Source organism: Brucella pecoris, assembly GCF_006376675.1.
Taxonomy (GTDB): Bacteria; Pseudomonadota; Alphaproteobacteria; order Rhizobiales; family Rhizobiaceae; genus Brucella; species Brucella pecoris.
On the sequence record NZ_VEWK01000004.1, the window covers coordinates 450053 to 461967 of the forward strand.

Consider the following 11915-nt stretch of genomic DNA (forward strand, 5'->3'; position numbering starts at 1 on the left):
TCCATACACAAAAAAGGCCCCGCAGGAGCGGGGCCTTTCTCATCATTGTAAGCCTGACTGTGCTTAGAACTTGTAAGCGACACCGAGGCGGATGTCGTTCGTGGTGAACTTGTTACTGGTACCGATGGTATCGTCGCTTCCAGCATAAAAGTTCTTCTTGCCAAAGTCAGTGTAGCGATATTCAAGGCGAAGAATGACGTTGTCCGTAGCGGCGTAGTCGAGACCGGTTCCGATCGTCCATCCAGTCATCGTTTTGCTGCTGCTATAGCTGTCGTCTCCACTGCGCAACGAGGTTTTCACATTGCCGAAAGCCACGCCGCCAGCGATGTAGGGCATGAAACGGTCAATTGCGTAACCGACACGACCGCGAACGGCACCAGACCATTGCAGCTTCGATTCAAGAGAAACTTTCCCCTCCAAATCGGGATCGAATTCACTGTGGGACTTTTTCAAGTTGCCATAATTGAAGTCGCCGTCAGCGCCAAGAATGACATTGTTTCCGATATCGAAATTATAACCGGCGTAAACCCCGCCGAGAAAGCCATTTGGCTTAAGGGAACCCGAACCTAGCGTGTCTGGGTCCGTCGGATCTGGATTCTCCTTGAATTTCGACTTGCCGAAGCCATAACCGACCTGGCCGCCGATGTAAGCTCCGCTCCACGAGAAGGACGGAGCCAGGATCGGGGCGGCGGCTGGCGCATAATCCTGTTGCACAAGATCGGCCGCATTTGCACCGGATGCCGCTACGACAGCGAATACGGACGCAATAGCAAATGCCTTTATAGTCATAATTTACTCCTGAAAAATTATTTTATTTAAGAAACATCGGCCTTATACAGTGCTAGATCAGAAATGTATGTATTATAAATGCAACACTAATATAGTTTAGATATATAAAATTTAACTACATAAGGAGTGCTTGCGATTAACATTGGGCTTGTTTCAAGATATATTAAATTGCTCACAATTTTACTGTAATTGAACTGGAAATACACGAGCTTGAGAGTTGGCGTCACCAGAGCTATAGGCATGACATAAAAAAAGCCCCGCAAAGCGGGGCTTTCAAATGCAGCGGAAGCTTGATCAGAACTTGTAGGCGACACCGAGGCGGATGTCGTTGGTCTTGAACGAGCCACGGGTGTTGATGTCCCCCAGGCCGAAATCCTTGTTGCCGAAATCAGTGTAGCGATATTCGAGACGGAGCAGAATATTGTCGGTTGCAGCGTAATCAACGCCGGTGCCAACAGTCCAGCCGGTCAAGGTCTTGTCGCTATTATAGTTGCTGCCGCCGATATTGAGCGAGTTCTTCACGCCACCAAAGGCGACACCGCCGGCGATGTAAGGCATGAAGCGGTCAACGGCATAGCCGGCACGTGCGCGAACGGCGCCGGACCACTGTAGTTTCGTCTCAGCCGAAGTCTGAACAGCCCTGCCGTTCGAGATATAGTCGTGCGACTTCTTCATGTCATTATAATCGAAGTTGCCGTCGACGCCGAGAATGACGTTGTTGCCCATGTCGAAATTGTAACCGGCATAGACGCCGCCGATAAAGCCGTTCGGCTTGAATTCGCTGGACTGTTCCGCGGACTTGTTGTCAAGCTTGGCGCGGCCCCAGCCCCAGCCAACTTCACCACCGATATATGCGCCGCCCCATGAGAAGGCAGGAGCTGCGATTGGAGCTGGTTCCTGCGAAACGATTGCGTCCGCTGCATAGGCGCCGGTGCTGGCAACAACTGCGAGCAGGGATGCACCGAATAAAATTCTGAACTTCATCGAAAACTCCTATAAATATAATCGATATAGCATCGTATATAGTATTTATGCATGGAAACGTATGTAACATAATAGCAACACAAGTATTGTATTATAATTTCTTTATATATTAATATTTACTACTATAATTTGTATTATTTATATATCTCTATATAAATAGAATATAAGATTTATATTTTAGTTATATTTAAGGTTACCCGCAAGAATTTCAAAACCTGATTAACGAAAAAAGGCCCCGCAATGCGGGGCCCTTTTCAAGATATGTTCAACCGGAACTAGAACTTGTATGCGACACCGAGGCGAACTTCATTGGTCTTGAAGTCCTGATTGATGTTCAGGCCGCCGAAGTCGATATCCTTGTCACCATAGTCGGTGTAGCGATATTCAAGGCGAACGATCAGGTTATCGGTTGCCGCATAGTCCACGCCAGCGCCTGCGGTCCAGCCGGTAAGCGTCTTGCTTTCGGAGAAGCTGCCAACGCCGTCAATGCTGCCGCTGTTCTTGATGTTGCCAAAGGCCACACCACCGGCAAGGTAAGGCATGAAGCGATCAACCGCATAACCGACACGGGCGCGAACGGCACCGGACCAGCGAAGCTTGGTTTCGAAGTCGCCAACGTTTTCGTCATTCCCGTCGTAAACATTGATACCCTTGGAGACGTCGTTATAGGTCACGTCACCGTCGATACCGAGAACGATGCTGTTGCCGAGGTCGAAGTTATAACCGGCATAAACGCCACCGAGGAAACCGTCCGGCTTGACATTGCCATAGCTGTAAATGTCGCCATCAAAGTTCGACTTGCCCCAGCCATAGCCGATCTGGCCACCGATGTAAGCGCCGTTCCAGGTAAAGGTCGGTGCGATCACAACCGGAGCTGGTTCCTGTTCGATCACAGCGTCGGCAGCCTTTGCGCCCGTGGCGGCCACAAGGGCGACAGTCGATGCAAGAAGAAGGGCCTTGAGCTTCATGATAAACCTCCTGAAGGAAAGTCTCAGAACCAATATTTATCTCTAATATAAGCGATTGCTGTCAAATGTCTGTAGCAAACGGGACACATCAAGGGGAATGTCGTCCAAGCATTACACGTTCCCGTGAGTGCTCTGAGAGGAGTCGTGATATGAGTCCGGCGCAATATGGCGCAGGCTTGCACTCGCTGTTCGGGATGTAATTCCACTGCCGTTCACGTTATAGAAGGCGACAGAACTTGCAGGGGAAACGGAAATGCATGATGCGACCGGCATAAAAAGGCGGATCGACTGGGTCGATATTGCCAAGGGCATCTGCATCATCTTCGTGGTCATGATGCATTCCACGCTCGGCGTGGAAAAAGCAGCCGGTGCGCAGGGCTGGATGCACTATGTGGTCGCCTTCGCCAAGCCGTTCCGAATGCCGGATTTTTTCATGATATCAGGCCTCTTCCTCAGGCTTGTCATTGACAGGCCGTGGCGGCACTATCTTGACCGTAAAGTCGTGCATTTTCTCTACTTCTATATTCTGTGGCTGACGATCCAGTTCGCTTTCAAGGCACCGGGTATCGCCAGTGAAGCCGGAATCCTTGGTATCGTGAATGCCTATCTGATGGCATTCATCGAGCCGTTCGGGACACTCTGGTTCATCTATATCCTGCCGGTTTTCTTCATCGCGACACGGCTTTTGAAGCATGTGCCGGTGGGGGTGACCTTTACGACGCTGGCATTTCTGGAAATCTTGCCGATCCATACAGGCTGGGTCATGGTGGATGAGTTCTGCTCGCGCTTCGTCTATTTCTATGCGGGATATGCCTTTGCTCCCGCCATTTTCCGGGCCGCAGACTGGCTGCGTCAGCGCCCGCTGATCGGTATTGTCGGATTGCTCGTCTGGGGTTTTATCGAATACAAGCTCGTCTTCATGCCGGTGCCGGAAAGCCTGGCCGCGTTGATAACGCCTGCAGGCGATCTTCTGGATGGGCGTGGGGCTGTCAGCGATCTGCCGGTTGTTTCACTTCTCTTGGGGTTGGTGGGCGCGCTGGCGATTATTTCGATCTCTTCGCTTCTCAGCCTTCTGCCCGCACGCAACTGGTTGCACCGAGGGTTGAGCTGGCTCGGCGCACATTCAATCGTCGTCTATCTGGCATTCTTCCTGCCGATGGCCATTGCCCGCACGGTGCTGTTGAAACTTGGCATCGGCGATATCGGCACAATCTCACTTCTGACGACAGCGAGCGGCGTCATTGGCCCGGTCATGCTTTATGGCCTTATCCAGTGGAGCGGCTATGGACAGTTTCTGTTCCGCCGCCCGACATGGGCCTATATCGATCAGGTGCCGCAAAAGAAAACGGCGGCTACCGCCGCCGTTTAATTTCGAGTTCGGATATCTTCGCTCAGCTATGGGCGAAGATATCGTCTTCCGGCCAGCCCATCAGATCAAGCTCCGAGCGCGTCGGCAGGAACTTGAAACAGGCTTCGGCCTGCTTGGCGCGACCGTCGCGTTCAAGCCGCTGTTCGAGCACGGCTTTCAGGCGATGTAGATAGAGCACGTCGGAAGCCGCGTATTCGAGCTGCGCCTGCGAGAGAATATCCGCTGCCCAGTCCGAAGACTGTTGCTGCTTGGAAATCGAGACGTCGAGAAGCTCGTTGCAAAGCTCTTTCAGGCCGTGGCGGTCTGTATAGGTGCGGGTCAGCTTCGATGCGATCTTGGTGCAGAACACAGGCTGCGGCATGGTACCGAAAGCGTGCGCCAGCACGGCCAGATCAAAGCGGCCGAAATGAAAGATCTTGGTGATCGAGCGATCCTTCAAAAGCTTGACCAGATTGGGCGCCTTCTTCTGGCCGGCTTCAATCTGGATCACGTCTGCGGTGCCATCGCCGGGCGAAATCTGCACGACACAGAGCCGGTCGCGATGTGGGTTCAGGCCCAGCGTTTCGGTGTCGATAGCGACTGCGTCGACCTGATAATTGTCGAGGTTCGGCAGATCGTTTTTATGAAAACGGATAGTCATCTCGTGTCCCTTATTTGGCAGCGATAGCGGCCATAATTCTGGCCTTACTTGGCGGCAATGGCCGCCATAATTCTGGCCCATGAGCGCTGGCCCTTGTGGAAGGAGTTCAGCTCGTACTTTTCATTGGGCGAGTGGATGCGGTCATCCTCAAGGCCGAAGCCGACCAGCAGCGATTCCATACCAAGGAACTTGTCGAAGTCGCCGACAATCGGGATCGATCCACCCATGGCGATCAGCACGGCTGGCTTCGGCCATTCGTCGGAAAGCGCATCCTTGGCCTTGGAAACCAGCGGAGAATCATAGGGTAGCTGGATGGCAGGTGAGCCGCCATGCGGATGGAATTCCACCGAGCAATCGGCTGGGATACGTTCCTTGACGAATGTACGGAAGGCTTCGCGAATCTTGGCGGGGTCTTGGCTGTGCACGAGGCGGAAGGAAACCTTGGCGGAAGCTTCCGCCGCGATGACGGTCTTGAAGCCTTCGCCGGTATAGCCGCCGATAATGCCGTTGACTTCCGCCGTCGGACGCGCCCATGTCAGTTCCAGCACACTGCGGTCTTTTTCGCCGGATGGAATGGACAGCCCGATCGGGCCGAGGAAGTTTTCAGCCGTGCGACCAAGGCTTTCCCATGACTTCAGAATCTGTGTCGGCGTTTCTTCCACGCCGTCGTAGAAGTTGGGAACCGTCACGCGTCCGGTTTCGTCATGCAGGTCAGCCAGAATTTTAGTCAGGATGTGGATCGGGTTTGCTGCAGCGCCGCCGAAGAAGCCGGAATGCAGATCGCGGTCAGCAGCCTTGATGACGATTTCCTCGCCAACCAGCCCGCGCAGTCCGACGCTGATGGCTGGCGTTTCCGCGTCCCACATGGCCGTGTCGCAGACAAGCGCCACATCGGCCTTCAGCTCTTCCTTATTGGCATCCAGGAAAGGCTTCAGCGACGGCGAGCCGGATTCTTCCTCGCCTTCAAACAGGAGCGTGACCTTGACCGGCAAATTGCCGTTGATCGCCTTATAGGCGCGGCAGGCTTCCACAAAGGTCATGAGCTGGCCCTTGTCGTCGGACGTGCCGCGACCGGTCAGAATCTTGCGGCCATTACCCACGTCCTTGATCGCGGGGGCAAACGGGTCGTTTTCCCACAGGTTCAGCGGGTCGACCGGCTGCACGTCATAATGACCGTAGAACAGCACATGCGGCGCGTCGGGTGTTGCACCTTCGTGATGGGCAACAACCATCGGGTGGCCGGGCGTATCGCGCACACTGGCATCGAAGCCGATCGTCTTCAGATCCTCGACCAGCCATTCCGCAGCCTTGCGGCAATCGGCCTTGTAGGCCGGATCGGTGGAAATCGATTTGATCCGCAGAAGATCGAACAGGCGATCGAGGCTCTTGTCGAGATTGGTGTCGAGATGGGTAAGGACTTTGTCGAGCGATTGCGCGGACATGGATGCTCCCTGATGTATCAAAAACTGGACCTGTCGAAAAAATTTGGACGAGTCGAAGAAAACTGGCGGCACAGTACAACCAGCATCATCAAGAAGAAACCTAATTTGAGAGAAGGCCGCCCTTCAGAAAATGAATTGGCCGCTACGGTGAGGGGGTTACCGTAACGGCCATATCACTACACTCAAAGCGGCAGCCCGGAGAGGGGAATGAGGCTGCCGCCAACATCCGGCATCCAACGGGGGACGGGTCAGAAAACCGGCGACCGACGAACTGTCGATGACCTGAATTTGGCCTTTCAACTGTGGCTATTCAAGGGCACGGAAGATTACAAATCTGTAACAAACGTGTGATCGCGAGGTGATGGATTTTCTTTCACGTGGACGGATGTTTCTCCTGACACGGGGGCGGTTTCCTTTATGGCCGCTTTCCTTTAATTCTGAAGTAATTTCAGCAAAAGTGCGAAGCGGTTTTGCGTCCGAAATTGCGCATGGACAAGGAACAGGCATGAAAAAAGGCGATCATCTCTTTCTCGTTGACGGCTCGGGCTATATTTTCCGTGCCTATCATGCCCTGCCACCGCTGACCCGCAAAACGGATGGTCTGCCGGTTGGTGCCGTCTCGGGCTTCTGCAACATGCTGTGGAAGCTCTTGAAGGATGCGCGCAATACGGATGTCGGCGTGGTGCCGACCCATTTCGCGGTTATTTTCGACTATTCGTCGAAAACGTTCCGCAATGAAATCTATCCTGAATACAAGGCCAATCGCACCGCGCCGCCGGAAGATCTCATTCCGCAGTTCGGTCTCATCCGTCAGGCAACGCGCGCGTTCAATCTGCCCTGTATAGAGAAGGAAGGGTTCGAAGCCGACGATCTGATCGCGACCTATGCCCGTATCGCCGAGCAGGCAGGCGGTGATGTCACCATCGTTTCGTCCGACAAGGACCTCATGCAGCTCGTGACGCCAAGCGTGTCGATGTATGACAGCATGAAGGACAAACAGATTTCGATCCCGGAAGTGATCGAGAAATGGGGCGTTCCGCCGGAAAAGATGATTGACTTGCAATCGCTGACCGGCGACAGCACCGATAATGTTCCGGGCATTCCGGGCATCGGGCCGAAGACGGCAGCGCAATTGCTGGAAGAATTCGGCGATCTCGACACGCTGTTGGCCCGTGCTTCTGAAATCAAGCAGAACAAGCGCCGCGAGAACATTCTGGCCTTTGCCGATCAGACGAAGATTTCGCGCGAACTGGTTACACTCAGGACCGACGTTCCGCTGGATGCGGATCTCGATGCGCTGGTGCTGGAGCCGCAGAATGGACCAAAGCTGATCGGCTTCCTGAAGGCGATGGAATTCACCTCGCTTACCCGCCGGGTGGCCGAGGCAACCGACACAGACGCTTCTGCCATCGAGCCATGTCATGTGGAAACTGACTGGGGCGCGGACGCTCATGGTCCGGATCTTGACGTTCCCGCCAAGGCTGATGATGCCGGGCAGCAACCGGCAACGGCCTCTGTTCCTGCTGTTCCCACAACAGATCAGGGCTATACACCGAAGGGGCTCGTGGAGAAGCGGGCGGCAGAAGCCACCGCACAGAAGATTGATACCAGTGCCTATAGCTGCATTCGCGACATAGCCACGCTGAAGCTTTGGCTGGCCGAAGCGATCGAAACCGGCGTTCTGGCTTTCGATACGGAAACGACTTCGCTCGATCCGATGCAGGCGGAGCTGGTCGGCTTTTCGTTGGCGCTGGCGCCGGGTAAAGCCGCTTATATCCCGCTCCAGCATAAATCCGGTGCGGGTGATCTTCTCGGCGGTGGCATGGTCGAGGGACAAATTCCGCTGGGTGAAGCGCTCGCCGCTTTGAAGATCGTGCTTGAAGATGCGTCCGTTCTCAAGATCGCGCAGAACATGAAATATGACTGGCTGGTCATGCGCCGTCATGGGATCAACACCGTGTCTTTCGACGATACGATGCTGATTTCCTATGTGCTGGATGCGGGCACGGGCAGTCATGGCATGGACCCATTGTCCGAGCGCTGGCTCGGCCATACGCCAATTCCCTACAAAGAGGTGGCGGGCAGCGGCAAGAGCGCCATCGGCTTCGATATGGTCGATCTCGACCGCGCCACGGCATACGCGGCAGAAGACGCCGATGTGACGCTGCGTCTGTGGCAGGTGCTGAAGCCGCGCCTCGCAGCCGAGGGTCTCATGTCGGTCTATGAACGTCTGGAACGTCCACTGGTCGACGTGCTGGCGCGCATGGAAGAGCGGGGCATCTCCGTAGATCGTCAGGTGCTGTCGCGTCTTTCCGGCGATCTGGCGCAGTCCGCCGCCGCCTATGAAGACGAGATTTACGAATTGGCAGGCGAAAAGTTCACCATCGGTTCGCCGAAGCAGCTTGGCGATATTCTGTTCGGCAAGATGGGTCTGCCGGGCGCGTCCAAGACCAAGACCGGCCAATGGTCCACATCTGCACAAGTGCTGGAAGATCTGGCCGCCGAAGGCCATCCGCTGCCGCGCAAGATCGTTGACTGGCGCCAGCTCACCAAGCTCAAATCCACCTATACCGATGCGCTGCCGGGATTCATCAACCCGGAGACAAAGCGCGTTCATACGTCCTATGCGATGGGGTCCACCTCGACCGGACGTCTTTCATCATCCGATCCGAACTTGCAGAATATTCCGGTTCGCACTGCAGAAGGCCGCAAGATCAGGACAGCCTTCATCGCCGAACCTGGCAATAAGCTGGTTTCCGCCGATTACAGCCAGATCGAGCTGCGCGTGCTCGCGCATGTGGCCGATATTGCGCAATTGAAACAGGCCTTTGCCGACGGCATAGACATTCACGCCATGACGGCATCCGAAATGTTCGGCGTGCCGGTCGAAGGCATGCCTTCGGAAGTGCGCCGCCGCGCCAAGGCGATCAATTTCGGCATCATCTACGGCATTTCCGCATTCGGTCTGGCGAACCAGTTGTCGATTCCGCGCGAAGAAGCCGGGCAATATATCCGCACCTATTTCGAACGTTTCCCCGGCATCAAGGATTATATGGAAGCGACCAAGGCTTTCGCGCGTGAACATGGTTATGTCGAAACGATTTTCGGGCGCCGTGCGCATTATCCCGATATCAGGGCATCCAATCCGCAGGTCCGCGCCTTCAACGAACGCGCGGCAATCAATGCACCGATACAGGGTTCTGCCGCAGATATTATCCGCCGCGCCATGATCCGCATGGAAGATGCACTGGCTGAGCAAAGTCTAGCCGCACGCATGTTGCTGCAGGTGCATGACGAACTGATCTTCGAAGTACCTGATAATGAAGTCGAAAAGACCATTCCAGTGGTTCGCCACGTTATGGAAAATGCGGCGATGCCTGCCGTCTCGCTTACAGTGCCACTGCATGTCGATGCGCGCGCAGCGCATAACTGGGATGAGGCCCATTAAAGCGTATTCCGAAAAGTGTGAAACGGTTTTCGGGCCAAAAGCGCGTCAAAAAGGACCAGAGCGCCGATACGATTCAATCGGATCGAACTGCGCTCTAGGGTCTCTCCCGGTTGACCTCACGACGCTAACCCTATAGGGAAGCATCAATTCTGTTGCTTCGGTGGTCGTCAGGGGAGTCGTGAACAAGTGGGTTCACGACCGATGGGTATACGACTTGAGAAGCTTTTTTCGTGAAAGTGGTTCATGTCTTTGCCCGAAACCATCGCTCCGGCTCTGTCCGGAGCATTAGCCGCTCGCGGTTACAATACACTCACTGCCGTTCAAAACGCTGTCCTAGCGCCCGAAACGCTCGACGCTGATCTTCTCGTCTCCGCACAGACCGGATCGGGAAAGACGGTTGCTTTCGGCCTTTCCATGGCCAACACCATCCTCGAAGACGAGCTGCGTTTCGGCGATGCCGGTGCGCCGCTTGCCATGATCATCGCACCGACGCGCGAATTGGCGCTTCAGGTACGCCGCGAACTGGAATGGCTTTATGCCGATACCGGTGCGCGCATCGCATCCTGCGTTGGCGGCATGGATATACGCACGGAGCGCCGTGCGCTTGAGCGCGGTTCGCATATCGTTGTCGGCACGCCCGGCCGTCTGCGCGACCATATCACCCGCAATGCGCTCGACATGTCCGAACTTCGCGTCGTCGTCCTCGATGAGGCCGACGAAATGCTCGACATGGGGTTCCGCGAGGATCTCGAATTCATTCTCGGTGAAGCGCCGGAAGACCGCCGCACGCTGATGTTCTCGGCAACCGTGCCGAAGCCGATTGCCCAGCTTGCCAAGCGTTTCCAGAACGACGCGCTGCGCCTGACAGTTCAGAGCGAAACCAGCCAGCACGCCGACATCGACTATGTCGCCATGCCGGTGCCGCCGCATGAGCGCGACCACGCGATCATCAACACGCTGCTCTATTACGATTCACAGAACTCGATCATTTTCTGCTCTACCCGTGAAGCGGTGAAGCATATGGCAAGCCGGCTTTCCAATCGCGGCTTTGCCGTGGTTGCGCTGTCGGGTGAGTTGAGCCAGGCCGAACGCAACAACGCATTGCAGGCAATGCGTGACGGTCGCGCCCGCGTCTGCGTTGCAACCGATGTTGCCGCACGCGGTATCGATCTGCCCAATCTCGACCTCGTTGTTCACGCCGATCTGCCGAACAATCCTGAAACGATGCTGCACCGTTCAGGCCGCACAGGCCGTGCCGGTCGCAAGGGCACCTGTGTTCTGGTCGTGCCTTTCTCGCGCCGCCGTACTGCCGAGCGTCTTTTGCAGATGGCCAAGCTCGACGCGCAGACGGTTCCGGCACCGAGCATTGCTGCGGTTCAGGCTAAGACCAACGAGCGCATTTTGAACGCTGAAGTCTTCAACCAGTCCGTTGAAGAAGAATATCAGGATCTCCTGAAGGCGCTGACCGAGCGTTATACGCCGGAACAGATTGCCGCCGCTTTTCTCAACCGCGAAGTGGCTTCCTATCCGGCGGCGGAAGAAGTTTCCGATGCACCGGTGCATCCCGTTGGCGGCAAGAAGCCAAGAGATCGTTTTGAAAAAGGCGAGCGTTCTGACCGTGGCGACCGCTTCGAACGCGGCGAGCGCCGTGAGCGCGGCGAACCGGGTGAACGCTTCGACCGTAACGCTTCGTTCGATGGTGTTTGGTTTTCGGTTTCTGCCGGTCGCAAGCATCGCGCCGATCCGAAATGGCTGCTTCCGCTCATCTGCAAGGCGGGCGATGTTTCCAAACGCGATGTCGGCTCGATCAAGATTTTCGACAATGAAACCCGCTTTGAAATCACTGCGTCCAAGGCTGATGAGTTCCGCCGTTCGGTCGAAGAACGCGGCACCGGTGAAAAGGGTCTTGTGATCCGCACTGCCGTTGCAGGTGCAGGCGGCGACGCTGCCCCGCGCGAAGGCAAGGGTGGCTTCAAGCCGCGTGGTGACAAGTTCAAGGAAGGCGGCTTCCGGGACGGCTACAAGAGCGATGGCTATAAAGGCGACCGCTCGAAGGGCGGCGACAAGCCACGTGATTTCTCCCGCGGGGACGACTTCAAGAAGGGCGGCAAAAAGCCCGAAGGCGGCGGTTACAGCAAGAAACGTCGCGGTGAGTAATAATCAGAAACGAAAAAGCCCCGGATTTCCGGGGCTTTTACTGGGTGCGCCGAGCATGGCGCGTGGTGCGCAATCACCGTTTGACCGGGATGGTATCCGGTCGATGACTTGGAGGTGA

8 protein-coding genes are annotated in these 11915 nt (G+C 55.5%); 3 read left to right on the top strand and 5 right to left on the bottom strand.

Translation table 11 applies throughout. The annotated features are described in order from the left end of the window. Positions 1-63: 63 nt before the first annotated feature. The 3 genes from FIB18_RS11120 to FIB18_RS11130 form a co-directional block, all read right to left on the bottom strand. Positions 64-789 carry an outer membrane protein gene (locus tag FIB18_RS11120; RefSeq protein ID WP_140020751.1) on the bottom strand — a complete coding sequence of 242 codons (726 nt, stop codon included), beginning with the start codon at positions 787-789 and terminating at the stop codon, positions 64-66. A gap of 294 nt (positions 790-1083) precedes the next feature. Next, a complete protein-coding gene (locus FIB18_RS11125; RefSeq protein WP_140020752.1) occupies positions 1084-1773 on the bottom strand; it encodes an outer membrane protein in 690 nt (229 codons plus the stop codon). 275 nt (positions 1774-2048) lie between these two features. Next, positions 2049-2741 (bottom strand): outer membrane protein, encoded by a 693-nt coding sequence (locus FIB18_RS11130; RefSeq protein ID WP_140020753.1) that lies wholly within the window; start codon positions 2739-2741, stop codon positions 2049-2051. A 253-nt stretch (positions 2742-2994) separates the two neighbouring features. On the opposite strand from FIB18_RS11130, the gene FIB18_RS11135 reads away from it, so the two are divergent. Beyond that, positions 2995-4110: an acyltransferase family protein gene (locus tag FIB18_RS11135; protein ID WP_140020754.1), complete on the top strand. Its 1116-nt coding sequence runs from the start codon at positions 2995-2997 to the stop codon at positions 4108-4110. Between the two features lie 22 nt (positions 4111-4132). On the opposite strand, the gene FIB18_RS11140 is transcribed toward FIB18_RS11135, so the two are convergent. Next, positions 4133-4750, bottom strand: a complete 618-nt coding sequence (locus tag FIB18_RS11140; RefSeq protein WP_140020755.1) for a ribonuclease D — start codon at positions 4748-4750, stop codon at positions 4133-4135. Positions 4751-4794: 44 nt separating this feature from the next. Next, entirely contained in the window at positions 4795-6192 is a 1398-nt protein-coding gene (locus FIB18_RS11145; RefSeq protein ID WP_140020756.1) for a dipeptidase, read from the bottom strand. A 505-nt stretch (positions 6193-6697) separates the two neighbouring features. Here FIB18_RS11145 and polA point away from each other — a divergent pair. Further along, positions 6698-9640 (top strand): DNA polymerase I, encoded by a 2943-nt coding sequence (gene polA / locus FIB18_RS11155; protein ID WP_140020757.1) that lies wholly within the window; start codon positions 6698-6700, stop codon positions 9638-9640. Between the two features lie 243 nt (positions 9641-9883). Further along, positions 9884-11797, top strand: a complete 1914-nt coding sequence (locus tag FIB18_RS11160) for a DEAD/DEAH box helicase (RefSeq protein ID WP_140020758.1) — start codon at positions 9884-9886, stop codon at positions 11795-11797. Positions 11798-11915: the final 118 nt, after the last annotated feature.

What these genes read in the sequence shown, in the direction of transcription:
- FIB18_RS11130 (WP_140020753.1), bottom strand. Translation starts at nt 2,741, where the DNA reads ATGAAGCTCAAGGCCCTTCTTCTTGCATCGACTGTCGCCCTTGTGGCC.
- FIB18_RS11120 (WP_140020751.1), bottom strand. Translation starts at nt 789, where the DNA reads ATGACTATAAAGGCATTTGCTATTGCGTCCGTATTCGCTGTCGTAGCG.
- FIB18_RS11145 (WP_140020756.1), bottom strand. Translation starts at nt 6,192, where the DNA reads ATGTCCGCGCAATCGCTCGACAAAGTCCTTACCCATCTCGACACCAAT.
- FIB18_RS11160 (WP_140020758.1), top strand. Translation starts at nt 9,884, where the DNA reads ATGTCTTTGCCCGAAACCATCGCTCCGGCTCTGTCCGGAGCATTAGCC.
- FIB18_RS11125 (WP_140020752.1), bottom strand. Translation starts at nt 1,773, where the DNA reads ATGAAGTTCAGAATTTTATTCGGTGCATCCCTGCTCGCAGTTGTTGCC.
- FIB18_RS11140 (WP_140020755.1), bottom strand. Translation starts at nt 4,750, where the DNA reads ATGACTATCCGTTTTCATAAAAACGATCTGCCGAACCTCGACAATTAT.
- FIB18_RS11135 (WP_140020754.1), top strand. Translation starts at nt 2,995, where the DNA reads ATGCATGATGCGACCGGCATAAAAAGGCGGATCGACTGGGTCGATATT.
- polA (WP_140020757.1), top strand. Translation starts at nt 6,698, where the DNA reads ATGAAAAAAGGCGATCATCTCTTTCTCGTTGACGGCTCGGGCTATATT.